Here is a 24624-nt window from a genome sequence, read left to right on the forward strand (position 1 = left end):
AAGCGGAAACCCATCACGGGTACCCGCAAACGGCAAAAAAGCATTGCGACCGGATTGATAACACCCGTCCGGCAGGAAAACCGGCGGCGGCGAAAAACGATGGGTTTCGGCTTCCGCCTCTACCCATCCTACGCAAGAGCCACCTTGTAGGATGGGTAGGAGCGAAGCGGAAACCCATCATGGTCTCCCGCAAACGGCAGGAAATGTTACGGACGAGTTTATAATATCTGTCCGGCGGGAGAATCGGCGATGGGGAGAAAAGCGATGGGTTTCGGCTTCCGCCTCTACCCATCCTACGCAAGAGCGACCCTGTTGGATGGATTGTTACCTACCGACTTCATGCCAAATAAATCCTCTCCAATGCACTGCGCGAGACATTGCCGCGTGAGTCTTCGGCTTCGATGTAGTAGCGCACATTGCCTGCCCCGACCGGTAAGGACGCGGTGCAATAATCGGCCGATACCGAGGCGCCGGTGTGGCTTGGATATGGGCCGTGATTGTTGAGATCTAGGCGTTTCTCGCCGGAAGCTGTGCGCAGTACGAGTGTCGAGCGCTTCAGGCCCGATAGATCGTGGATGAAAGTATGCAACGTGGCTTCTCTCGGCGCGGCTTTAAGGCAACCCTGTCCCCAGCAATCGCCGCCTGGGTTTTCCGGCGTAACCCAGGGGGCGAAAATGGTAGGTCCGGTGCTGTCGCCGACTTGTTTAACGGCGCTGCCGAGTAATTGCCAGCCTTTATTGGCCGCTTCGGTGACTTGTTTATCCCAGACGTCCTGACCGGTCCAATACCAGTAACAGCTGGTTTCGGCCGTGAGCATCAAGCGCGAGGCTTCTTGCAGCGCGGCATGTTCCGGCGCGCTGTCTTCGATCGTATGCACGAGGTTTTGCAGTGCCGTTAGAACGGCCCAGGAGTTGAGGTCCGGTGAGTAGGGTTGGTCGTAGCGGCTGAACCATTTCATGAACTGCGGATCGCCGTTATCGGCGCCGCTCCAGGAGCCGGGTTCGATATGCACGGCCTGAGCTGGGTCGGGCGGGAAACGCTGCAAATAATCCTCGCTGGTGGTCAGTTCGAAGCGCGGGTCTTGATGCAGCCAGCGCACCAGTTCGCCGGTGTTGTGATGATAATAGCTGTCGGCGCCGCCGCCGTGGTTATCGCCGTCGGAATGCAGCAGAAAAAATGGCGGATGTTTCGGATCGAAACTGCCGGTTTCGACGATTCTGTCGTAAACCTGACCGAGTACGTCGGGATATTGCAAGGCGCCGAAGCCGCCCCGGGCATCTTCGTTGCCGATGTAGCGCTCGGCCGGAATGCCGATGATTTTATGAATCTTGCCGTCAGGGTCTTCGTAGGCGATATATTCGGGCCGCATCAGGCTTGGAGAAATTTTCGAGCCGGCCCAGATGTTGTGCAGTTGCAGCCAATCGTCGACCGGCGGGTTGACTTGTTCCGCGGGGTTGGGCGGCAGCATGCCTTCGTTGATACCGGCGTAAGGATAGTCGCGGCAGGCGCGGTAGCGGTGGATGGAATCGTAGATCACCGCCTCGATGCCTGCCTCCTTCAGTGCCGGAATCATGCGTACATGGAAGGCGGTCTCCGGGGGAAACAAGACTTTGGAGGCTTCGGCTCCGAAGTGGGCGCGTATGGCGTCTTGGTGCCACTGAATGTGGCGCACGATGTTGCGCTCCGGGATCAGCGCCATCAGCGGATGAAAGTAGCCGAACGCGGAAAAAGCCATGCGGGGATTGCCGAGTGCGGTTTTGGCGCCGGCGATGCCGCGCAACTCGTTTTTCCAGCCAGAGAAACGGCCGCCGCACAAGCCTTGCGCTTCGCAGCGATCGAGTTGTTCGATCAGCGAACCGCTCCAGCTGGTGGATAGGCCGGCATGCGGCAAGTTTCCTTCGTCATATTGGCGTACCGCGGCCGGTAGGAAACCGGTGTAATTGCCGACCCGAGATCCGAAGATCTCGTCTTTTTCGCCATCCCAATAATCGGGGTCGGCCGCGCGGTAATAGGGTTGGTGCATGTGTTTGTGAATGCCGAAGTACACCTTGACGCCGTCTGCAATCTCTATTTTTCGTGCGGCGCGGGGAGGAGCTTCTAGCCGGAGATCTCGGTAGACTTTGATCCAGTCGTCTCCGCCGGCCCGGCTCAAGTCGGCCTGGCGGCAACCTTCGATCTGTATATGGATATGGTTTGCGGCAAATAAACCGGCCGGTATCTTTGCGGTATAAATATAGCCGCCTTTGTCGTCGGCCCGGCTGTCGATCGCCTCATCCTTTATGATTTTTTGCCGGCCTTCGCCATGCAATATCACTTGCGGAAACGGGATTATGCCGTCGGCGCGAAAGCTGATCTCGAATGATGGATTTTTTCCCGAGGCATCGCAAGCAAGCGATTCGGGGCAATTGATATCCGATAGTTTGGAAAAAATACTCATCTTTATGTCCTATGATTTCAACGACCGAGAATGATAAAAGTGTAGGTCTTCTTAATCAATCTGTCGACTGTGTCGGGGGCTTTAGGGTTCCTAATTAGCAAGATGCTTCAGCTTGCCGAAGCCAACTGTCCGGGCAGGGGCTAGTCGTAGCCACTTCTGCGGGACGGGTTATTTAACCCGTCCCCAACGTTTCGGTTTGCCCTAAACAATTCGGTTGACTTCGGCCAAAGTCAAAACGTTTAGGACGGGGTTGCAAACCCCGTCCTGCTAGGGATACGCTGGTTTTTGGGCTTTAGCTGAAGAAACTTGCTAATCAGGTTATATTCTTAGACGGTTTTTCAATCAAAAGGGAGTAATGTATGGTCTGTTATTAAAGGGTTTTTTAAAATTTAACGGGGGCGGGGTATGAGTGAAGATATTCGAATGGGTCCGGTACGTTTGATTCAAGGTATTGAAGTCCCAAGTTTCTTTTATGGGACGGCCTGGAAGGAAGAACGGACCGAGGCATTGGTTTTGGCCGCGATCGAAGCCGGTTTTCGGGCCGTCGATACCGCGAATCAGCGGCGGCATTATTACGAAGAGGGCGTCGGACATGCGCTAAGCAAGGTGCTGGGGGAGGGCCGACTTAAACGCGGCGAGCTGTTTCTGCAAAGCAAGTTTACCTATGCGGCGAGTCAAGATCATCGGCTTCCTTACGATCCCGATGCGGATTACGCCACGCAGGTCGAGCAGTCGTTCAGCCGCACGCTAAAGCATTTGGGCACCGATTATCTGGATTCCTTCATTTTGCATGGGCCTTCGCTAGGCCAAGGTCTGGCCGAAGCGGATCGCGAAGTATGGCGAGCGATGGAAAGTCTCTGCAAATCCGGTTCGGTTCGATTGATCGGCGTTTCGAATATCAGTGAGGATCAATTAAGGCTCTTGATTGAATTTGCCGAGATTAAGCCGGCATTCGTGCAAAACCGATGTTTTGCTCGGACGCAATGGGATTCCGAGGTTAGAAAGCAATGTCGCGATCATGGCATCGTTTACCAAGGCTTTTCGTTGTTGACGGCGAACGTTTCCGAATTGAACCGCCCTATCATGGATCAGGTTACAAAGCGTCACGGCTGTACCAAGGCGCAGGCCGTGTTTCGTTTCGCGTTGCAACTCGGTATGATTCCGTTGACCGGCACGAGCGATCCGGAGCACATGAAACAAGACTTGTCGGTATATGACTTCGCGTTCAATGCAGATGAAATAGCTATGATTGAAAATGTTGCGGCTTGAATCGATGATTCGAGTCATTGTTCAATGATCCTCGTTCCCGCATGCCGGCAGTGGTGATGAGTTTCCGCTTCCGCCTCTACCCATTCTAGGCGAGAGCCATTTGATAGGGGCGGCTCGGCGTCGGGGGTAGCAGGGTAGTAGGATGGGTAGTAGCGAAGCGGAAACCCATCATGGGGAGCGGCAAGCGCTAGGCGATGCAGCTTGCACCGCTCCCCGTCTGGGAATGCATACTGATCTTGTCTCGGTAGCCAAGGTAGGGATTCCCACGGAGGACCGCGCGAAGTATATATAAGTTATAAATTATCCTTATGCAATCTTAGCTAATGAGGCCTCGATACCATTTTATGTCACTTAACATTGTCGGCCTCGAAATCGCGATCAGGGGATCGCTCCCAGTGCGCCCAGGAGGGCACAAAATCAGCAGGGTGTAAGTCCCTGTCGGCGTAAGCCATAACGTCGTAGCTGAAAGTAACTGCGTCACCGCGAGGTGGGGTGGAGAGCAACTGGAGGCAAAAGAGCAGTCCGCAGTAAAGCGAATCCGATTCGGCGGGGTAAGGCGGCGAGTCCCCTGGGAGTCGACGAAGCCTGAAAACCATCATTTACGTTGTTGTGGCAGATAAAACGATAAATGGGCCTACCTTGTGGTTGGGAGTGGAATGTTCAGAAGGTATTGTGAAGAAACTGGGGAGACCTGTTACGGAGGTGACCGTGGCAGGAGTCAGAACCCTTATATTACCGTAAGTCGAGGAAGCTCAAGGCAAGGCGAGGACAGTGTGGCACCGCTGGGAAACCAGGCGGAAACAGAGAAAACAAACACGAGCCTAAACCGAGAGGGGAAAAGATGGTAAAAGCCGGCTAGCAAAACCGGCCATAGGAAAGAAGGGTAGGAAGGTGGAAACGAGGTAGCGTTCGGTGTCACGGCCATTAAGCCAACCTCAGGTAAAAGGCTTAAAGAGGCTCAGCCGTTGAAGGGAGCCGAAGGTAACGAATCAAACCGAGTTTGCGGGCTGACGTGGTAACGCGGAGTAATGGGGTTCACCAATTAATAACACCATTGCTCACCAGCTTGTCCCGATGAGGAAACCACCGACTGGAGAGCCGTGTGCGGGAGAACCGCATGCACGGTTCGGAGGGAGGGGAGAGAAATCTTCCCTACCCCTATCAGCGCTTGCAATCCTCTGTGGGAGCGACGCCTTCGTCGCGACTATCGAAGCCACCGATACTCGGCAGCCGGGGATTTTATCGAAGCTCCCGATGTCACTTGCCGGACGGGTTTTATAAACCCGTTCGTAACGTTTTATCACCCTAAGATGGGTTTTCGCTTCGCCTCTACCCATCCTACTGCTTTTTTTCCTGGTTCTCACGGTCCTCCGTGGGAACCCATACACATTTAGGGATGTTATTTTTTACCGTATCTTAAGAGGAATTTGCGATGCCTTATTTAAAACTCAATACCAATACGCCCATCACCGATGAAAAATCTTCGCCATTACTGGCTGAAATGTCGCAACTGATGGCCAAAGAGACCGGTAAGTCGGAGCGCTATGTCATGGTCGAGCTGGCTTCCGGCAAGCCGATGTTGTTCGGCGGGAGCGATAAGCCATTGGCTTATCTCGAATGTAAAAGTATCGGCTTGAGCGGCGCTCAGGCGCGTTCGTTGTCGACGTCATTAAGCCGCTTGCTGGAAAAGGAATTGTCGATACCGCCCGATCGCGTTTATATCGAATTCAGCAATTGCCCGGCGGAATTATGGGGATGGAACGGTTCAACATTCGGATGAGCGAGTGATAGGTTGCGCGGCGACTGTGCAGATTTGCCCTGCGATTCAGCCTTCGATAATTGTGATCACCTAACGTACATGAAGGTGCTATTATCACTCCGGCAAATGAAGGCTCGACGGCGGAATCTGATTGCCATGGATGGCGTGAATGCCGATTTTGCATGGAGCAAAAATCGGCCCTGCCGCCGACGCGCTTGTCGATCGAGCAACCGCACTCTCTTCGGAGCCGGCATTTTCGTTGCTGAGTTTTTGTATATCGAAAATTAGATAAAGAGTCTAAATCTACGAACTTTCACAGTAAGGAGAAAGGAGGTTTTATGTTATTTAAATTGATTATGGTCTTTGTCGATGAGGACAAGGTTGAAGACGTTATGGACGCGTCGAGAAACGCCGGTGCGACTGGTGCGACGATCATCAGCAAGGCTCGTGGGCAAGGTCTCGAAAAAGTCGTCGGTATTTTGGGTTTCGAAATATTGAGCCCGCGTGCGGTCGTGCTGATACTGGCCGAGGCGAGGCGGGCCGAACGTATTTTGGAGGCGGTTACCGAAGCCGGCAATCTCGATGAAAGTCTCGGCACCGGCATCGCGATTCAGCTCGATGTCGACAAGGCCTTGGGGCTCAGCGAGCATGTCAAAGAACTGGAAAAAAAGAAGCCGTTCGTATGAGCGACTGCCGTTGCTTTGAGTTATTTAACATTTTATTCGAAAACAAGCGCACCAACCGATGATAGAACAAGCCTTTGTGCAGATATTATTGATGCTCGGCACGTCCGTGGCTGCCGTCATCCTGTTTCAGAAACTGCACATTCCCTCAAGTCTCGGCTATCTGATGGTCGGGGTGCTGTTCGGCGCGCATACGCCGGGGCCGGTCATCGACGTTCAACAGATTCGGGAAGTTGCCGAATTCGGTATCGTGTTTTTGCTGTTCACGATCGGTCTGAGTTTTTCGTTGCCACAGATCCATGCCTTGCGCGGTCAAGTTTTGAGTCTCGGCACCGGGCAAGTCGTTTTGACGACAGCGTTGATCGGCACGGGCTGTTGGTTGCTCGGTTTGCCGCCGGCGACCTCGTTCGTGATCGGCGCGGTGTTCGCACAATCGTCGACGACGATCATCAGCAAACAACTCGCCGAGCAGGGGGAGGAAAATAGCCGGCACGGCCGATTGGGTGTTGCGATGTCAGTGTTTCAGGACGTGACAGCCGTGCCTTTGATTGTTGTCATTCCGGTGCTCGGCGTGCTTGATGACGATGCCGGCGTGTTGTTCGAATCGCTCGGCTGGGCAATGGCCAAGGCTATTGTCGCATTTTTGCTGGTTTTCATGCTGGGCAGATGGTTGCTTCGCCCGTTGTTTCATAGCGTCGCGGCAAGGCGTTCCACCGAGCTGTTCACGCTGACGGTGCTGTTCGTATCGCTGTTGGCTGCGTGGACGACCAGCCAGCTCGGTTTGTCGATGGCGTTTGGCGCGTTTCTGGTCGGCATGATGCTCGGTGAAACTGAATTTCGGCATCAGGTTGAATCGACGATCAGGCCGTTTCGCGATGTCTTGATCGGTTTGTTCTTCGTCAGCATCGGCATGCTGTTCGATCCTGCAGCGATTCCTCAGAATTGGCAATGGGCAACGATCGGCACCATCGCGATGCTCGTGTCGAAAACGGTCTTGGTCGCGCTGATCGTGCGCTGGTCGGGTCTCGACGGTCTGACTGCATGGCGTACCGGGTTCTTGCTCGCGGTCGGCGGAGAGTTCGGCTTTGCGTTGCTTGCGATCGCGCTCGACGTCAATGCCATTGCCAATCAATATTCACAGATCGTCTTTACTTCGGTATTGTTTTCAATGATAGTGGCGCCTTTTCTGATTCGCTATAACCATGTTCTGGCCGGCTTGTTGGTACGACGGTCGGTAAGGCGTCAAAATGATCCCGAAACGTTGCCGGTTAGTGCCGATGCGACGCAACATCTACACGATCATGCGATCATTTGCGGCTACGGTCGTATCGGACAGAGTGTCGGTCATTTTCTCGAAGAGGAAAAAATTCCTTATGTCGCGGTCGATCTCGATTCGGCGCGTATCAAAGAGGCTCATGTCGCTGGTGAACCGGTCTATTACGGCGACTCGTCGGAGCGCGACATTCTCGAGGCCTTGGGCATCGATAGCGCCAAATTGCTCGTGATCAGTTACGACGATGTGTTGTTGGCGAAAAAGATTTTGCATCACGTTCGCGCATTGCGTCCGGATTTGCCGGTCATGGTGCGAACGCGCGACGAGGCCCATGTCGATGAATTGCGGCAAGCCGGCGCGACCGAAGTCGTGCCCGAGGTGCTCGAAGCTGGACTGATGATTGCGTCTCATGCGTTGTTGTTGCTAAACGTGCCGTTCAAGCGTGTCGTGCGCAGGATGCAGCAGCAGCGGGCCGGCCGTTACCGGCTGCTGCGCGAATTGTATCGCGGCGAGGATGTGTTTTCGGATAATCCGAATATTCTGACGGAGGACGGGCTGCGCAGCGTTTTGATGTTGCCGGGTAGTCGGGGAATCGGCAAAAAACTTTCCGAGTTTGCTTTCGACGGCGTGACGGTTTCGTCTTTGGTCAGGCAAGGGAGCAGAGAGGAGGATCCGCTCGATGTGTTCATCGTCGAAGGTGATGTCGTCGTGCTGTTCGGAGCGCCCGGCACTTTGGACCGGGCCGAGCGGCTTTTGCTCGGTTGATGGCGCAAGCCTTGTTAGCCGAACGTTTTGCCGCGGCTAATATCTGACAGAAAATTGGACACTCCGATATAATAGCGCGCTTTTAGGCTAAATCTGCCGGAACTTCGCTCGGCTTTCTCATTTTTGATATGCAATTCGATTTACTCAATACGGACGGCCTTGCGCGGCGCGGCCGCCTGACCTTTGCGCGCGGCGTTGTTGAAACGCCCGTTTTTATGCCTGTCGGCACTTATGGTTCAGTCAAGGCGATGACGCCGGAAGAATTGAACGATGTCGGTGCGCAAATCATTCTTGGCAATACCTTTCATTTGATGTTGAGGCCGGGTGTCGAGGTCATGAACGCGCACGGCGATTTGCACGATTTCATGCATTGGGATAAGCCGATTTTGACCGATTCCGGCGGCTTTCAGGTGTTCAGTCTCGGCGCCTTGCGCAAGATCACCGAGCAGGGCGTGACCTTCAAATCGCCGATCAACGGCAGCTCGATTTTCATGGGGCCGGAAGAATCGATGTCTGTGCAACGGCATTTAGGCTCGGATATCGTGATGATTTTCGACGAATGCACGCCTTATCCGGCTTCGGTCGATCAGGCCGCCGATTCGATGCGTCTGTCTTTGCGCTGGGCCGAACGCAGTAAAAAAGCGCATGGCGATAATCCTTCGGCCTTGTTCGGTATTGTGCAGGGCGGCATGTATGAACACTTAAGGCGAGAATCGTTGGCGGGTTTGGTCGATATCGGTTTCGACGGTTATGCGATCGGAGGGCTATCGGTCGGCGAGCCGAAAGAGGAAATGCTGGCGATGCTCGATGCCGTGCAGCCGATGATGCCGTCCGATAAACCGCGATATTTGATGGGCGTCGGCACGCCCGAAGATTTGGTCGAAGCGGTCCGGCGCGGCGTCGATATGTTCGATTGCGTGATGCCGACTCGTAACGCGCGCAACGGCCATTTGTTCACGCGGAGCGGCGTCATTAAAATCCGCAACAGTCGTTACCAGTTCGATACCGGGCCGCTCGATGAAAATTGCGGCTGTTATACCTGCCGGCATTATTCGCGCTCTTATCTAAGGCATTTAGACAAGTGCGGCGAAATGCTCGGCTCGCGGCTCAATACGATTCATAACCTTTATTATTATTTGCAATTGATGCAGGAACTTCGGCAGGCGATCGAAACTCGGAGCTTGGATGATTATGTCAAGCAGTTTTATCAACAACGAGGTAAAAACGTTCCCGATGTGGCATAATGGCGGCCTTTTTGTATAACAACTACTATAAAAGAGGATAACAATGAGTTTCTTAATTTCCGATGCCATGGCGCAAGCCGCGCCGGCGGCTCAGCAACCCGGTTTTGAAGGATTGCTGTTTCCGCTAGGAATTCTGGTGTTTTTCTATTTTTTGTTTCTGCGGCCGCAATCTAAACGCAATAAAGAACACAAGCAGATGATCGCGTCGTTGACTAAAGGCGTCGAAGTCGTGACGAATGGCGGTGTTTTAGGTAAGGTCGCGGATTTAGACGATAACTTTGTCAAGCTTGAAATTAGCGAGAATGTCTTTATTCAGGTTCAGCGCCATGCCATTGGCAGCTTAATGCCGAAAGGCACCTATAAAGCAGTCGCCAAAAAACCGAAAGTTTGATAGCGGGTTAAAAGTCGGAATAATAAAATGCAAAATCGTTTCCCACTCTGGAAAAATCTATTAATCCTGATCGTCTTTTTGATTGGGCTTATTTATGCCTTACCCAATCTTTTCGGCGACGATCCGTCGGTTCAGGTGTCCTTCTCGAATGCCACTACGGTCGAGACCGCCCAGGTTCAGCAGATAGAAGAATTGGTCAAGCAAGCCGGAATGATCATTAAAGAAGTTGAAACCGGTAATGGAAATGTCTTGGTTCGTTTCAACGATACCAACGACCAATTGAAAGCGGCGGATTTGCTGAGGGATAGACTGGGAAACGATGCTACTGTCGCGCTTAACTTGGCGCCCGCGACGCCGGGTTGGCTGCGGGCGCTTGGTGCAAGCCCTATGTATCTAGGTCTTGATTTGCGCGGCGGCGTGCATTTTATGCTTGAAGTCGATATGGATGCCGCGGTTAAGCAAGCCGAAGAGCGTTATAACGATGACGTTCGTTCCGCCTTGCGCGATGCCAAAATCCGTTACCAGTCTGTGTCGCAAGAGACCGGCTATATCCGTGTTAAGTTGAGAAGTGAAGAAGACACCAATGCCGCGGTTGCGGTGCTGGACAAGGATTTTTCGACACTGAATATCGAACGCCCGAATGTCGAGAACGAGCTTTGGCTCAGGATTACCGACGCCGAGCAAAAAGAAGTCAAAAAATTCGCGCTGGCGCAAAATATCACGACCTTGCGTAACCGGGTCAACGAGTTAGGTGTCGCCGAACCGGTCATCCAACAGCAAGGCAACAACCGTATCGTTGTGCAATTGCCCGGTATTCAAGACACGACCCGAGCCAAGGATATTCTAGGTACGACGGCGACATTAGAATATCGCTTGGTCGACGTCGAGCATGACGTGCAAAAAGCATTGAAAGGACGCCCGCCGGTCGGCAGCCGCATCTATTACGAGAAAAACGGTAATCCGATTCTATTAGATAGACGCATCATCGTGACCGGCGATCAGATCGTCGACGCTTCGTCCGGTTTGGATCAAAACAGTTCGCCTGCAGTATTCGTGACTTTGAACGGTATCGGCGCGAAGAAAATGGGTAAGGTGACCAGCGAGAATATCGGTCGGCCAATGGCGGTCGTGTTCGTCGAATATAAAGTAAAAACGCGTGAAGTTAACGGCGAAAAAGTTAGGACCAAGGAAAAGGTTGAAAAAGTGATCAGCATCGCGACGATTCGCGATGCGTTTAGTAAGCGTTTCCAAACCACCGGTCTCGATAGCACTACGGAAGCCCGTAATTTGGCTTTATTGCTTAGAGCAGGCGCCTTGGCAGCTCCGGTCGATATCGTCGAAGAGCGCACTGTCGGTCCGAGCCTCGGTCAAGATAATATCGATCAAGGGATGAGGTCGGTTATGGTCGGTTTTGTTCTGGTGTTGTTATTCATGGCGGCTTATTACCGCGTGTTCGGTCTGGTCGCGAATCTGGCGCTGGGTTTCAATCTGGTTCTGGTTGTCGCGGTGCTTTCGATGTTGCAGGCCACGCTGACTATGCCGGGCATTGCCGGGATCGTGCTGACCATCGGTATGGCGGTCGATGCGAACGTGCTGATTTTTGAGCGCATTCGCGAGGAAATCAAAAACGGCAACACGCCGCAATCGAGTATCTTTGCCGGTTACGAAAAAGCCTTCGGGACGATTTTCGATGCCAATATCACGACGCTTTTGGTGGCCTTGGTCTTGTTCGGATTCGGCACGGGGCCGGTCAAAGGTTTCGCGGTGACACTGTCGATCGGGATTTTATCGTCGATGTTCACGGCCATTTTAGGCACTCGCATGGTAATTAACTGGATTTACGGCAGTCGCCGTGTCGAGAAATTGTCGATTTAGGCGCATTTCGGATTAAGAAGACTGATTATGAATAATAAAACGATAGATTTTTTGGGAAAGCGTCAGTGGGCCTATATTTTTTCCGCGTTGCTGCTGCTGGTTTCGATCGGGTCGCTGGCGGTTCAAGGCTTAAAGATGGGCATCGACTTTACCGGCGGTACGTTGGTTGAAGTCGCTTATCAAGATGCGGCCGATTTGACGGTGATGCGCGCGGCGCTTGCCGATGAAGGGTTTGGAGAAGCAATGGTGCAGCATTTCGGTAGCGCCAGGGATGTCTTGATTCGTTTGAAGCCCGATGAGGCTGTGTCGAGTGCCGAGCTCAGCGCGCGCGTGGTTGCAGCGATCAATAAAAAAACGGCGGAACCAGCCGAGTTGCGCCGTGTCGAATTCGTCGGGCCGCAAGTCGGCGATGAATTGGCCGAAGACGGCGGTTTGGCGATGCTGTATTCGATGTTCGGGGTGCTGATCTATATCGCGTGGCGCTTCGAATATAAATTTGCGTTGGGGTCGGTTGCGGCCTTGATTCACGATGTCATTATAACGCTTGGCTTTTTTTCGCTGTTCGGGCTTGAATTCGACTTGACGGTATTGGCTGCCGTTTTAGCGGTCATCGGTTATTCGCTAAACGATACGATCGTCGTATTCGATCGAATTCGCGACAATTTTAGGATTTTAAGGCAAGTCGGTTCCGAGGAAGTGATGAATACTTCCTTGAATGAAACTTTGAGCCGTACTCTGATGACCTCGTTCACGACGATTTTAGTGTTGATCGCATTGGCTGTACTCGGCGGCGAAATTATTCATAATTTTTCAGTGGCTTTGTTGGTCGGTATTTTGATAGGGACGTATTCTTCTATCTATGTTGCGAGCCCAATCGTGCTGGCCTTAGGGATTACGCAAAAAGATTTGATGGTGCCGATCAAGGAAGGTACCGATGTCGATGATTTGCCTTAGCATTGTTAGCAGTTAGCAGTTAGCAGTTAGCAGTTAGCAGTGAATAGTGAATTGGTCCTTGCTTAGAAAAGGCTATGTTTTGTCTCGTTCCCAAGCTCCAGCTTGGGAACGCCTACCTTCAAGCTCTGCTTGACGAAGCTCGTAGGATGCGGTGAGGCACGAACCGCATCGATCGCGACCTGTGCGGTGCACGTTGTTTAACGCATCCTGCACGCCTTCACAGGCTCTTTGGTTTGGGAAACTTTTTAGTTAAGCTCTTGCTTACCGGTTTCGAGAAGCTGGAGCTTGGGAACGAGTGAAACAGCGGTATATGTCAATGATTTTGAGACACCCATAATAAAAAATTAGTGTAGATTGTGAGTTTAGTTTTCCTGGTCGAGAGCCTCATTTGCCGTCCGTGAAGGGGGCGGGTTAATCCAAGCGGCTTCAGGTACGGCTTGGGCATGGGGTTGGCGGTTTTTGAAGCGTTCCGGATTGCGCTCGAATGCGGCATGCAGGACTTGCGTGCGCTGCGTAACTATCTCGACGGCTTGGCCGCTGTGAACGCTGGCCGGGGTTAACAGTGCAATGCCGGAGTGATAGTGGTCATGGTTGTACCAGTCGAAGAACGTTCCGCAAAAGCTTCTGGCATCTTCGATAGCGCCGAATTGAGCCGGAAAGCCCGGTCGGTATTTCAAGGTCTTGAACTGCGCCTCGGAATACGGGTTGTCGTTGGAGACATGGGGCCGTGAATGGGTTTTGGTCACGCCCAGGTCAGCCAGCAGTTGCTCGACGCCTTTGGAGGTCATACTGCTGCCGCGGTCGGCGTGAATAGTCAATTGGCCTTCACGGATAGTTTGCCGAGTACAGCTTTCGCCAATCAGTCGCTTAGCCAGCTCGGTGGATTCGCGGTGCGCTACCATCCAGCCGACCACGCAGCGGCTGAAAATGTCGATAATGACGTAGAGGTAGAAATACGTCCATTTGGCCGGGCCTTTGAGTTTGGTGATATCCCATGACCATACTTGGTTGGGCGCAGTGGCGAGTAACTCGGGCTTGGTGTAGTTGGGACGACGAAGCTGGTTGCGGCGCTCGCGCACTTCCTGGTGGCGCACCAGGATGCGATAGAGGGTGCTGATGGAGCACAGGTAAACGCCCTCGTCGAGCAGCGCCGCATAGACCTGATAAGGCGAGCAATCCATGAAACGCTCGCTGTGCAGATGCGCCAGGACGTGTAGCTCTTCGTCCGTACTCAGTGCCAGCGGCGGGCGCGGACGTTCGACCGGCCACGAAGAGCGATCTTGTTGTGCGCGATAAAACGAGGCACGGTTGAAGTTGAGCGCCTCGCAGGCGGCCTTAACGCCAACCTCACGGCTGAGTTCAAGCGTGGCCTTCATGATGCTCTCCCGGTGTGGGCTGGAATCTCGCACAAGCCCAGCAGTTGCGAAAGTTTTTTTTGGACATCGATGATAGCCTCCGCCTGTGTTAGGCATGCCTGCAAACGCTGAATTTCGGCTTGCAGACGAGCATTTTCAGCGGCTAACGGATTCTTGTCCGAAGGTTTGCGGCCACGCGGCTTGGATAGACCGGCGCGGATGGCCTGCTCACGTTCGCTGCGCCATTTGCTGAGATGTGAGGAATATAATCCCTCTGTGCGCAGCAACTTGCCGATGCAGCCCGGTTCGCTACACGCATCAGCCTGGGTCAAGATGCGCTCTTTGTATTCGGCGGTAAACGTCCGGCGGGCGGCCTTTTCAAGCACTTCGCTGGTGATGCGGGAAGGTTCCGCGGCGAACGCGGAGGACACTTCAGCCGCCCTACGGGCGTCTTGCGTGTCCTCCGCGTTCGCCGCGGCATGAGGAATAGCTTGTACGGTTGTGTCAGTCATGAGATTTTCTCCGAAAATGTTCCCTAATTAATGCATGGGGCGGTGTCTCAGGTATATTGACACAGAGGGAACGATAGAAAAGCGATCACACTATCGGATAGTTATTCGTTAGTTTAATTTTTTTTAATACAATTTGGAGTTATTTAAGAATGGCAATAGAACGTACTTTTTCAATCATTAAGCCTGATGCAGTTGCGAAAAACGTCATTGGCGAAATTTACAGCCGTTTCGAAAAAAACGGTTTGCAAATTATTGCCGCGAAAATGCTGCACATGACCCGTGAGCAGGCCGAAGGTTTTTATGCCGTTCATAAAGAGCGTCCTTTCTTTAAAGACTTGGTCGATTTTATGATTACGGGTCCTGTTATGATGCAGGTTTTGGAAGGCGAAGATGCGATTGCGAAAAACCGCGATTTAATGGGCGCGACCAATCCTAAAGAAGCGGCGCCCGGAACGATTCGCGCCGATTTCGCCGACAGCATCGACGCTAATGCCGTACACGGTTCCGATGCTCCTGAAACCGCTCAGCAAGAAATCGCTTTCTTTTTTACAGAAAATGAACTTTGTCCTCGCACCCGCTAAGCTGAATAGAACCAATTTGCTCGATTTCGATAGAAAGGGCCTAGAAGCCTTTTTTGTCGAGATCGGCGAAAAGCCTTTTCGCGCGACCCAGTTGCTCAAATGGGTTTACCAGGAAGGCGTCGAGGATTTTTCGCAAATGAGCAATCTGAGTAAGGCTTTGCGCACGCAGCTAGCCGAACAATGCTCGCTCGATACGCCCGAAATCGTGCTCGAACAAATCGCTTCGGACGGCACATGTAAATGGGTCTTGGAGACTTCTTGCGGAAATCGGATCGAGACGGTATTTATACCGGAAGAAGGACGGGGTACCTTGTGCGTATCGTCGCAAATCGGCTGCGCATTGGCGTGTACCTTTTGTTCGACCGCCCAGCAAGGGTTTAATAGAAACCTGACGACGGCCGAGATTATCGGGCAGTTGTTCGCCGCGCAAAAGCGCTTGGGTTCGGCGCAAAAAATCACCAATGTCGTAATGATGGGCATGGGCGAGCCCTTGCTTAATTTCGACAATGTCGTGGCCGCAATGAATCTGATGATGGACGATTTCGCCTATGGTTTGTCGAAGCGGCGCGTGACGATCAGTACATCCGGCATCGTACCGGCGATGTATCGTTTGACCGAAGTTTGCGATGTTAGTCTAGCGGTGTCTTTACATGCCGTGACCGACGAGCTTCGTAACGAATTAGTGCCGATCAATAAGAAATACCCATTAAAGGAATTATTGGCGGCTTGCCGCGACAATGTTATACGTTCCCCGCGTCGTAGGATTACTTTCGAATATGTGATGCTCGATGGCATTAATGATTCAGTGCAGGATGCAAAGGCAATGGTCAAGCTTTTGAAAACCGTGCCGTCGAAAATCAATTTAATTCCTTTCAATCCTTTTCCGAATTCGTCCTATCGTTGTTCGAGCAGCGATGCGATCGATCGTTTTCGTGCGGTTTTGCATAATGCCGGCATGGTCACGACGATCAGAAAGACGCGCGGCGATGATATCGATGCCGCCTGCGGGCAGTTGGTCGGCAAAGTTCAGGATAAAAGCCGCCGGCACTTGAAATTACAGTTGGTGGAATCTGAACGTGCCGCATAGGATGTCGCTGTTTTGTCGTTTGGCTGCGGTAGCAAGTTTGTTGCTTTCACTACAGGGATGTTCCTTGTTCGGTTCTCGAGCGGACAACGTAGAAGCCGCCGATACTCAATTGCAATTGGGGGTCCGCTATATGAGCATGGATAAGCTGGCCATTGCTAAGGAGCATTTGGAGCGATCTATCGATTTAAATTCAAAAAATGTCGAGGCATATAATGCCTTGGCATTTTTATATGAAAAGATTAATGAAGAAGAGTCGGCCCGGGAAAATTACGAGTATGCCTTGAAATTGAATGCCGAGGATTTGAGCGTATTGAACAATTTAGGGCGCTTTCTTTGCGAACGCGGCGAGTACGAGGAAGGCATGGCTTATTTGGATAAGGCGGTGCGCAGTCCTTTGAATAACCGCCAGTGGCTTGCGGCCACGAATGCAGGGCGTTGTGCATTGGCGCAAAAGAAGTCTATGAAAGGCGAAGCCTATCTGAGGCAGGCCTTACAGCGGCAACCCGATTATGCGCCGGCGCTTCAAACGATGCAAAAGCTCAGCTATCAAAATGGCGACTATTGGGCGGCAAAGGGTTTTTATGAGCGCTATAGTAGCGTTTCCCGGCAAACTGCCGAAGCGCTGTGGTATGCCTACCAAACCGAACGGGCGCTCGGTAATAAAGAGGCCGCCGAGCGATACAAAAAACAATTGATGGAATCATTTCCGTTGGCGGAAGAAACCAAACGGATTTATTCAACGCAAGAAAAATTAAAACATGGCAAATAATATTCAGGCAATCCGTGGAATGCATGACATTCTGCCGGATCAATCGCCGCTTTGGCAGTATGCCGAACGGATAATTTCGGAAGTGCTAGGATCCTACGGCTACAGCGAAATAAGGCTGCCGATTGTCGAAAAAACCGAGTTATTCAAGCGCTCGATCGGCGAGGTGACCGATATCGTCGAAAAAGAAATGTATACCTTCGACGACCGTAACGGCGATTCGTTGACACTACGTCCCGAAGGCACGGCAGGTTGTTTGAGAGCCTCGCTCGAACATGGCTTATTGCATAATCAAATGCATCGGTTATGGTATTACGGGCCGATGTTTCGGCATGAACGTCCGCAGAAAGGCCGTTACCGCCAGTTTTACCAATTGGGCGTCGAAGCTTACGGTATGTCGGGGCCCGATATCGATGCGGAATTGATTTTGCTGAGCCATCGTTTTTGGCAGCGCTTAGGGATTGCCGATAAAGTCGAATTGCAGCTCAATACGCTCGGCACAATTGAAGAAAGGCTGGTTTACCGCGAGAAGTTGGTCGATTATTTCAGCGAGTATCTTGAATTACTCGACGAAGATAGTCGCCGGCGTTTGCACACGAATCCGCTACGGATTCTTGACAGTAAGAATGAAGGGATGCGCGAGCTGATCGCTAATGCGCCCGAATTGAGCGACTTTTTAGGCAGCGATAGTCAAGCGCATTTCAAGTCGTTAACCGAGACTTTGAAGGTATTGGGTATCGATTTTGTTCTGAATACTCGTTTGGTGCGAGGCCTCGATTATTACAGTAAGACCGTTTTCGAATGGGTGACGGCTGAATTAGGCGCGCAAGGCACGATCTGTGCAGGCGGTCGTTACGACGGTTTAATCGAGCAATTGGGCGGAAAAGCCAATCACGCGGTCGGTTTTGCGATGGGCATGGAGCGTATTTTGGCTTTGATGGAAACTTTGCCGAATTTGCCGATCAAACCGGTAGTTGACGTTTATATGATTCGAGTCGGCGAACAAGCAGAGCAAATTAGCATGGAATGGGCCGAGACTATTCGCAACGAGTTGCCCGGATTAAGACTGCAAATTAATTGCGGCGGCGGCAGTTTTAAAAGCCAATTCAAGAAAGCCGATAAAAGCGGCGCCGAATATGCTTTGATCATTGGTGACGATGAAGCGATGCGAGGCGAAGTGGGTATTAAAGCGCTGCGTCAGAATCAGGATCAGCAAAATCTGCCGCTACAGCAAGCTTTGGAATTTTTAAAAAGTCGTTTTTGAATTGCTGGTAAGGCAGTAATCGGATAAGACAAAGTTTACGGATCGGGTCCGTTGTCTCGTTCCCAAGCTCCAGCTTAGGAATGCCTACCTTCAAGCTCTGCTTGACGAGGCTTGCAAGATGCGGTGAGGCGCGAACCGCATTGAACGCGACCGATGCGGCGCACGTTGTTTACCGCATCCTACGCGCTTTCACAGGCTCTCTGGTTTGGGGAATCCTTTAGGAATATGCACAAAATAACTTATACAAGTAGTAGGCTTTGTGGCGGTTTGGTGACTCGCTTGACAGGACGCCGTGAACCCAGCACCTAAATTATGCGAGATAGTTATCATAGCTAAAGGGCTATGGAATTTAGGTGCTGGGTGAATACGTCCCTGTAGGCTTGACGGCGGAATCTGATTGCCATGGATGGCATGAATGCAGATTTTGCAGGAGCAAAAATCTGCCCTGCCGCCGACACCTGTCAATCGAGCCACCAAACACCCTTCCGACAGTTGTCTAAGTTATTTCATGCTCGTTCCTTAGTTAAGCTCTTGCTTACCGTTTTCGAGAAGCTGGAGCTTCTTGTACTGCATTCCCAAGCAAGGGCTTGGGAACGAGTGAATCTGAATAATCACTAATTTTTAGCAAAAGCACGATAGAGTATTTATGGCAATTTACGAAACAGAAGAAGAACAGGTCGAAGCCCTTAAGCGTTGGTGGAAAGAAAATGGACGCTCTACGATTACCGGCGTGATTGTCGGTATTGTGATTATCGTCGGCTGGAATATCTGGCAGAATTATAAGGAAAACCAGGCATTGCAAGCATCGGCTTTGTATGCGCAATTATTGAATGCGCAAAACGAAGGTAATTTGGAGTCTGCCGAAAAAATCGCCGAACGGATACAGGACCAATTCGGTGGTACTGCTTACAGCGATTACGCCGGTCTATTCGATGCGAAAATCAGGGTGCAGCAAGGTGATTTAGCCGCTGCGCAACAGAGTCTCGAAGCCGTTGCAAAAAAGGGCAGCGACGAAATTGCTCAAGTTGCAAGGCTCGGTTTGATTCGTATTTTGCTGGCAAAGGGCGAGTATGAACAAGGTTTACAAATGATTGCCGAAGCAAAATACAGTGAGGGATTCTCCGGGGCTTATGAAGAGCTGAAAGGCGATTTGTATGTTGCGCTCGATCGCTTGGGAGAAGCGCGTACGGCTTATCAAGCCGCATTGCGTAGCGGACATAAATCGCCGTTGTTGCAATTTAAGCTGGATGACATAACCGAAGCTGAAATCATTGTTAATCAATAAATGAGACTATTACTTGCCGTTCTGTTGGCTTTGAGCGTGGCGGGGTGTACTGCCCTGGAATCGTTAAGCGGGATTACCGATTATTTTTTAGGCGGTGAGGACAACACCGACCCGCCGAGCGAACTGACCCAGTATGAGTCTGAAATTGAAGTGGAGTATCTCTGGAAAGAGTCGGTCGGTTCGGGTGCCGGCGAGAAATTTTTAAAGTTGATTCCGGCTGTTCATGACGGAAAAATTATTGCCGCCGATACGAAAGGACTGGCATTGGCATTGGATTTGAAAACCGGCGACGAGATTTGGGAAGCCGATACCAAGGCTAAATTTGCCGGCGGCCCAGGCGTTTCCGATTCGACCGTCGTGCTCGGTACCAGCGACGGCAATGTTGTGGCGCTGAATATGTCCAATGGTTCGGAACGCTGGACCGTTCCGGTGTCGAGCGAAGTGATTTCGGTTCCGGTCATCTCTCAAGGCGTTATCGTCGTCAGAACTACGGACGGCAGAGTGATGGCTTTGAATGAAGCCGATGGCGCCACGCTTTGGGAATACGAGCTGAGCGTCCCGGCGTTGAGTATCCGCGGCACCGGCGCGCCAATCGTGCTCAATGAAAATGTCATCTGCGGTTTTGCGAACGGAAAATTATTGTCGTTGAGGCTAACCGACGGTAAGCATATTTGGGAAACCAGTATTGCAATTCCGGGCGGGCGAACCGAAATTGAAAGATTGGTCGATTTAGTTGTCGACCCGGTCGCAACCGATGGCGTGATTTTTATTGCCAGTTATCGCGGTGGAACGAGTGCGGTGCTGGAGCAAAATGGCGATGTTATTTGGCGTAATGCCGATGTTTCGTCTTATACCGGTATGAGTCATGATTGGCGTTATCTTTATGTTAGCGATGTGAGCAGCGATGTATGGCAACTCGATCAGCGTAACGGCGCTTCATTATGGAAGCAAAGCGATTTACATCAACGAAAGCTAACGGCGCCGGTAGCCTACGATAATTATGTCGTGGTCGGCGATTTCGAAGGTTATCTGCATTGGTTGTCTAAAAGCGACGGCAGGCAGATGGGGCGCATTCGGATTACCGATGCGGCGATCGACGCGCAGCCGGTCGTCGTTGACGACGTGCTGTATGTCTATGCAAAAAACGGCGTTCTTGCCGCATTAAAGGCACGGTTATTATAAATATGTTACCTGTGATTGCCCTAGTAGGGCGCCCCAATGTCGGTAAATCGACATTGTTCAATTATTTAACACGAAGCCGCGAGGCTTTAGTCGCCGATTATCCCGGGTTGACTCGCGACCGGCAATACGGTCGAGTAAAGCGCGGTCAGCGCGATTGTCTGGTCGTCGATACCGGCGGGATTGCCGATGACGCGGAGGGTATCGATAGCTTTGCCAAAAAACAAGTGCAAGTTGCGCTCGATGAGGCCGACGTGGTTTTTTTTATCGTCGATGCCCGCGAAGGGCTCAATGCCTCCGATCAAAGCATTGCCGAAAATCTTAGAAAACTCGATAAGCCGGTTGTCTTAGTCGTCAATAAAATCGACGGTGTCGACGCGAATGCGGCTGCCGCCGACTTTTATGCACTGGCGCTTGGCGAACCTTGTAAGATCGCCGCGACACACGGGCGAGGCGTTTTCGAGTTATTGGCGCATGTCGATGAATTGTTGCCAATGGCCGAGGCGGACGAAGCCGAGATCGATGGCGGAATCGGCATTGCAATCGTCGGACGGCCAAATGTCGGTAAGTCGACGCTGGTCAATCGGTTATTAGGAGAAGAACGAGTCGTCGTTTTCGATGAGCCGGGTACGACTCGCGATAGTATCTATATTCCGTTTGAACGCAACGGTCAAAAATTTACGCTGATCGATACGGCCGGGATGCGTCGACGGTCTAAGATTGCACTAACCGTTGAAAAGTTCAGTGTCATTAAATCATTGCAAGCGATCGAAAAAGCCAATGTGGTCATTTATTTGATCGATGCCGCCGAAGGCGTGACCGATCAGGATGCGCATTTGTTGGGGCTAGTCTTGGAAGCAGGGCGAGCATTGATTATCGGCTTGAATAAATGGGACGGCTTGGGTGTCGATCAAAAGGATCTGATCAAACGCCAGATGGACATTAAACTCTCTTTCGTCGATTTTGCGCAAAAGCATCCGATTTCCGCTTTGCACGGAAGTGGAGTCGGTAAATTATTCGATGTCGTGCATGAGTTATACGATGCGGCGATGATCGACATGTCGACGCCGGTGCTGACCAACTTTTTGAAGGATGCGGTGACTACACACCAACCGCCGCTGGTTCATGGAAGACGCATTAAGCTGAAATATGCGCATCAAGGCGGCAGAAACCCGCCGGTCGTGGTGATTCACGGTACGCAAACCGATGCCTTACCGGGATCCTATAAACGGTTTTTGATGAATTATTTCCGTGATCGTTTGGGGCTCAAAGGGACGCCGATCCGTCTCGAATTCAAGTCGCCGGTCAATCCGTTCGCCGGAATCAAGAATAAGTTGACCGATCGTCAAGTCAAGAAAAAGCAAAGACAGGTCAAGCATGCGAAAAAAAAATAGCCCCCGCGTCATAATGTTGTCCATAACCTATGTTTTGGCGCCGATTGCGATCCTATTGACCTGAAGATGCTTTCATTATCTCGGAGAATTAAAATTGCTTGTATACCCGTCGTAGATCAAAATTCGGCGCCTGGGTGTCCGCTAAAGGCCCAGCATCTAAATTATCCAAGATAGTTAACCATAGCCAATGGGCTAGGGAATTTAGGTGCTGGGTGAACCCATCCTTGGGGGCTTGACGGCAGCTCAAACGCCAAGGATGGCGTGAATGCAGATTTTGCAGGAGCAAAAATCTGCCCTATTGCCGACATCCTCGCTAGCCACACCCCATACCTTCATAAAGTTAACTATTTTTTGAGTATAAAGGGAGTAGTGCTGTTGTCCCGCCTTAAGTGGGAAGCCTGTAATGTCAACCCATGCCGAAAAAAATCAATCATTGCTGGTTTTTTTGTCGTAAAAAATGTACAAAGTGGCATTTGAAATAACCATGAGAATGTTGCTTTAATTTATTTATGGACGATTTACATTCAGTAAGAGCGATAAGCGATCAGGAGCTTTCCGATCGTCTAGCGCTTATCCAATTGTCGGCTCGCGATATCGAGTTGCTAAAAAACTTGCATGTTCGGTTGAAAGACATTCGCATGGACTTTCTCGATGACTTTTACGTGCAAATGCTCCAGTTTGACGAAACGAGCAAGCTTTTATCGGATCCCGAGCAAGTCGAACGCCTAAAAACAAAACAAGCTGCCTACTTCGAACGTTTAATCGAAGGTCGGTACGATCATGATTATGTTAAGGATAGGGTGCAAATCGGCGCAACGCATCATCGCATCGGCTTAAAGCCACAATGGTACATTGGCGCTTATCATTTTTACTTGGCTTGGCTTTTCGAACAAATGCAGCGCACTCCTCTTAACGAAGACAAGGAGTGTTATGAGGTCTTGCTGGCCGTTATCAAAGTTATTTTGTTCGATATTGAATTGGCGATCGATGCCTATTTTCAAGCCGATCACGATATGCTCAGGCTCATGGCTCAAGTGTTCGAAAGCAATGTCGAGGGGGTGCTGATCAGCGACACCCGAGGGCGAATTTTGCATGCCAATCGTAAAGTTTCGTCGATAGCGGGTTATTCGCATGAGGAATTATTGCGTTTGCCGGTGACAACCTTATTGGCGCCGCAAGAGCGGAACATGTTTGTCGACTACTGGCGGGGAATTAAAGTCGGATCGCCTTGGCAAGGCGAAACGTATTTGCAAAAACGTGACGGAAAATCGTTTCCAGCCTGGGTTAATGTGAGCGCAGTGATGGATGATAATAATCAAGTGACTCATTTTGTCATCGAATTTTCCGATATTAGCGCCTATCGCTTAGCCCAAGAAGCATTACAGCAACGTACCGAGGAGTTGGCAAGATCCAATAAAGAATTGGAGCAATTTGCCTATGTTGCATCGCATGACTTACAAGAACCGCTGCGTATGGTGGCCAGTTTTACGCAATTATTGGCGCGCCGATATGAGGGTAAGCTGGATGCCGATGCCGACGAGTTTATTCGTTATGCGGTCGATGGCGCGACACGAATGCAAACCCTGATCAACGATTTGTTGGCATATTCCAGGGTCGGAACGCGAGTGAAACCGTTTGAGGCGATGAGTCTCGAAATCGTGTTGCAAAAAGCCTTGGATAATTTACGGCTTGCTGTCGAGGAAAGCGGCGCGGAAATCGTTCGGCCAACCCTGCCTGCCATCATGGGCGATGCTGTCCAGTTGACTCAATTGTTTCAAAACTTGATCGCCAATGCGATTAAATTCCGTGGCGAAGCGTCACCGAAAATAAATATTTCGGTATCATGCTCGGACGATTTTTGGCGAGTCGAATTAAACGATAACGGAATCGGAATAGCGCCTGAATTTTTTGAGCGTATTTTTGTGATTTTTCAACGCTTGCATACGAAGGAAGATTATCCCGGAACCGGAATCGGCCTTGCGATTTGTAAAAAGATCGTCGAGCGCCACGGAGGAACGATTAGCGTCGAATCGGAGCCCGGTCAGGGCGCTACTTTTATTGTGATATTACCTAAAATCAAAAGCGAGGAAGTGAACCAATGAGTCTGGAAGAGATCGGCCGTGCTGCAGAGTTTTTACTGGTAGAGGATAATCCGGGCGATGTGCGTTTGACCAAAGAGGCTTTAACCGAGAGTAAAGTCAAAAACAATTTGAACGTGGTCGGCGATGGCGAGGAGGCAATGGCCTTTTTGAAACGGCAGGGAAAATATGCCGAAGCCCCTCGGCCCGATGTCATTCTGCTCGATCTTAATTTACCCAAAAAAAACGGCCGCGAAGTCTTGGAAGAAATTAAAGCCGACCCGAGTCTAAAGCGAATTCCGGTTGTCATTATTACTTCCTCCGAAGCCGAACAGGACGTTTTGAAAACTTATGACCTGCATGTCAATTGTTATGTCAACAAGCCGGTGGATTTAGAGCAATTTATCAAGGTGGTGCAATCCATCGAAACGTTTTGGTTGACCATCGTCAAGTTGCCTTCTGAAATAGCGTAA

General features: G+C 51.2%; 19 protein-coding genes. 17 read left to right on the top strand and 2 right to left on the bottom strand.

The annotated features are described in order from the left end of the window. Positions 1-337: 337 nt before the first annotated feature. On the bottom strand, positions 338-2437 hold the full coding sequence (locus MEALZ_RS02405; RefSeq protein WP_014146995.1) for a polysaccharide deacetylase family protein: 2100 nt from the start codon (positions 2435-2437) through the stop codon (positions 338-340). Positions 2438-2842: 405 nt separating this feature from the next. Here MEALZ_RS02405 and MEALZ_RS02410 point away from each other — a divergent pair, with 405 nt between their 5' ends. The 8 genes from MEALZ_RS02410 to secF all read left to right on the top strand — a co-directional run bounded on the left by MEALZ_RS02410 (position 2843) and on the right by secF (position 12650). After that, on the top strand, positions 2843-3706 hold the full coding sequence (locus MEALZ_RS02410; RefSeq protein WP_014146996.1) for an aldo/keto reductase family protein: 864 nt from the start codon (positions 2843-2845) through the stop codon (positions 3704-3706). A gap of 1432 nt (positions 3707-5138) precedes the next feature. Continuing rightward, positions 5139-5486 (top strand): phenylpyruvate tautomerase MIF-related protein, encoded by a 348-nt coding sequence (locus tag MEALZ_RS02415; RefSeq protein WP_014146998.1) that lies wholly within the window; start codon positions 5139-5141, stop codon positions 5484-5486. A gap of 317 nt (positions 5487-5803) precedes the next feature. Continuing rightward, the gene (locus MEALZ_RS02420) at positions 5804-6151 is read left to right on the top strand and encodes a P-II family nitrogen regulator (protein ID WP_014146999.1); all 348 of its coding nucleotides are present in this window, start codon (positions 5804-5806) and stop codon (positions 6149-6151) included. A 58-nt stretch (positions 6152-6209) separates the two neighbouring features. Continuing rightward, positions 6210-8186 carry a monovalent cation:proton antiporter family protein gene (locus MEALZ_RS02425; RefSeq protein ID WP_014147000.1) on the top strand — a complete coding sequence of 659 codons (1977 nt, stop codon included), beginning with the start codon at positions 6210-6212 and terminating at the stop codon, positions 8184-8186. A gap of 128 nt (positions 8187-8314) precedes the next feature. Then, a complete protein-coding gene (gene tgt / locus MEALZ_RS02430) occupies positions 8315-9430 on the top strand; it encodes a tRNA guanosine(34) transglycosylase Tgt (RefSeq protein WP_014147001.1) in 1116 nt (371 codons plus the stop codon). A 43-nt stretch (positions 9431-9473) separates the two neighbouring features. Then, entirely contained in the window at positions 9474-9821 is a 348-nt protein-coding gene (yajC, locus tag MEALZ_RS02435) for a preprotein translocase subunit YajC (protein ID WP_014147002.1), read from the top strand. 27 nt (positions 9822-9848) lie between these two features. Continuing rightward, a complete protein-coding gene (secD, locus tag MEALZ_RS02440; protein ID WP_014147003.1) occupies positions 9849-11696 on the top strand; it encodes a protein translocase subunit SecD in 1848 nt (615 codons plus the stop codon). A 27-nt stretch (positions 11697-11723) separates the two neighbouring features. Further along, the gene (secF, locus tag MEALZ_RS02445; protein ID WP_014147004.1) at positions 11724-12650 is read left to right on the top strand and encodes a protein translocase subunit SecF; all 927 of its coding nucleotides are present in this window, start codon (positions 11724-11726) and stop codon (positions 12648-12650) included. Positions 12651-13012: 362 nt separating this feature from the next. On the opposite strand, the gene MEALZ_RS02450 is transcribed toward secF, so the two are convergent. Continuing rightward, positions 13013-14517, bottom strand: a protein-coding gene (locus tag MEALZ_RS02450; protein WP_408607020.1) for an IS3 family transposase whose coding sequence is annotated in 2 segments (ribosomal slippage) — positions 13013-14079 and positions 14079-14517 — 1506 coding nt in all. Because the reading frame shifts where the segments join, the coding sequence is not laid out codon by codon here. A gap of 149 nt (positions 14518-14666) precedes the next feature. Between MEALZ_RS02450 and ndk the strand changes: the two genes are divergently transcribed. From ndk to MEALZ_RS02505, 9 genes are all read left to right on the top strand, one after another. Next, positions 14667-15098 (top strand): nucleoside-diphosphate kinase, encoded by a 432-nt coding sequence (gene ndk / locus MEALZ_RS02460; RefSeq protein WP_014147006.1) that lies wholly within the window; start codon positions 14667-14669, stop codon positions 15096-15098. Then, entirely contained in the window at positions 15073-16185 is a 1113-nt protein-coding gene (gene rlmN / locus MEALZ_RS02465; protein ID WP_014147007.1) for a 23S rRNA (adenine(2503)-C(2))-methyltransferase RlmN, read from the top strand. Before ndk ends, rlmN begins: the two co-directional genes overlap by 26 nt. 1 nt (position 16186) lies before the next feature. Continuing rightward, positions 16187-16954, top strand: a complete 768-nt coding sequence (gene pilW / locus MEALZ_RS02470; protein ID WP_014147008.1) for a type IV pilus biogenesis/stability protein PilW — start codon at positions 16187-16189, stop codon at positions 16952-16954. Next, positions 16944-18215, top strand: a complete 1272-nt coding sequence (hisS, locus tag MEALZ_RS02475) for a histidine--tRNA ligase (RefSeq protein ID WP_046060952.1) — start codon at positions 16944-16946, stop codon at positions 18213-18215. The genes pilW and hisS overlap by 11 nt, the downstream gene beginning before the upstream one ends. Before the next feature lie 646 nt (positions 18216-18861). Continuing rightward, positions 18862-19500: a tetratricopeptide repeat protein gene (locus MEALZ_RS02485; protein WP_014147010.1), complete on the top strand. Its 639-nt coding sequence runs from the start codon at positions 18862-18864 to the stop codon at positions 19498-19500. Then, entirely contained in the window at positions 19501-20682 is a 1182-nt protein-coding gene (gene bamB / locus MEALZ_RS02490) for an outer membrane protein assembly factor BamB (RefSeq protein WP_014147011.1), read from the top strand. 2 nt (positions 20683-20684) lie between these two features. Further along, positions 20685-22073 carry a ribosome biogenesis GTPase Der gene (der, locus tag MEALZ_RS02495; protein WP_014147012.1) on the top strand — a complete coding sequence of 463 codons (1389 nt, stop codon included), beginning with the start codon at positions 20685-20687 and terminating at the stop codon, positions 22071-22073. Between the two features lie 509 nt (positions 22074-22582). Continuing rightward, positions 22583-24175: a sensor histidine kinase gene (locus MEALZ_RS02500; RefSeq protein ID WP_014147013.1), complete on the top strand. Its 1593-nt coding sequence runs from the start codon at positions 22583-22585 to the stop codon at positions 24173-24175. Next, on the top strand, positions 24172-24624 hold the full coding sequence (locus MEALZ_RS02505) for a response regulator (protein ID WP_014147014.1): 453 nt from the start codon (positions 24172-24174) through the stop codon (positions 24622-24624). Before MEALZ_RS02500 ends, MEALZ_RS02505 begins: the two co-directional genes overlap by 4 nt.

Source organism: Methylotuvimicrobium alcaliphilum 20Z (genome assembly GCF_000968535.2).
Lineage (GTDB): Bacteria > Pseudomonadota > Gammaproteobacteria > Methylococcales > Methylomonadaceae > Methylotuvimicrobium > Methylotuvimicrobium alcaliphilum.

Coding starts and splice junctions, on each gene's coding strand:
- yajC (WP_014147002.1), top strand. CDS start 9,474: ATGAGTTTCTTAATTTCCGATGCCATGGCGCAAGCCGCGCCGGCGGCT.
- tgt (WP_014147001.1), top strand. CDS start 8,315: ATGCAATTCGATTTACTCAATACGGACGGCCTTGCGCGGCGCGGCCGC.
- MEALZ_RS02485 (WP_014147010.1), top strand. CDS start 18,862: ATGGCAATTTACGAAACAGAAGAAGAACAGGTCGAAGCCCTTAAGCGT.
- MEALZ_RS02500 (WP_014147013.1), top strand. CDS start 22,583: ATGGACGATTTACATTCAGTAAGAGCGATAAGCGATCAGGAGCTTTCC.
- der (WP_014147012.1), top strand. CDS start 20,685: ATGTTACCTGTGATTGCCCTAGTAGGGCGCCCCAATGTCGGTAAATCG.
- pilW (WP_014147008.1), top strand. CDS start 16,187: ATGTCGCTGTTTTGTCGTTTGGCTGCGGTAGCAAGTTTGTTGCTTTCA.
- secF (WP_014147004.1), top strand. CDS start 11,724: ATGAATAATAAAACGATAGATTTTTTGGGAAAGCGTCAGTGGGCCTAT.
- rlmN (WP_014147007.1), top strand. CDS start 15,073: ATGAACTTTGTCCTCGCACCCGCTAAGCTGAATAGAACCAATTTGCTC.
- MEALZ_RS02420 (WP_014146999.1), top strand. CDS start 5,804: ATGTTATTTAAATTGATTATGGTCTTTGTCGATGAGGACAAGGTTGAA.
- MEALZ_RS02410 (WP_014146996.1), top strand. CDS start 2,843: ATGAGTGAAGATATTCGAATGGGTCCGGTACGTTTGATTCAAGGTATT.
- hisS (WP_046060952.1), top strand. CDS start 16,944: ATGGCAAATAATATTCAGGCAATCCGTGGAATGCATGACATTCTGCCG.
- MEALZ_RS02415 (WP_014146998.1), top strand. CDS start 5,139: ATGCCTTATTTAAAACTCAATACCAATACGCCCATCACCGATGAAAAA.
- bamB (WP_014147011.1), top strand. CDS start 19,501: ATGAGACTATTACTTGCCGTTCTGTTGGCTTTGAGCGTGGCGGGGTGT.
- MEALZ_RS02425 (WP_014147000.1), top strand. CDS start 6,210: ATGATAGAACAAGCCTTTGTGCAGATATTATTGATGCTCGGCACGTCC.
- secD (WP_014147003.1), top strand. CDS start 9,849: ATGCAAAATCGTTTCCCACTCTGGAAAAATCTATTAATCCTGATCGTC.
- MEALZ_RS02405 (WP_014146995.1), bottom strand. CDS start 2,437: ATGAGTATTTTTTCCAAACTATCGGATATCAATTGCCCCGAATCGCTT.
- ndk (WP_014147006.1), top strand. CDS start 14,667: ATGGCAATAGAACGTACTTTTTCAATCATTAAGCCTGATGCAGTTGCG.
- MEALZ_RS02505 (WP_014147014.1), top strand. CDS start 24,172: ATGAGTCTGGAAGAGATCGGCCGTGCTGCAGAGTTTTTACTGGTAGAG.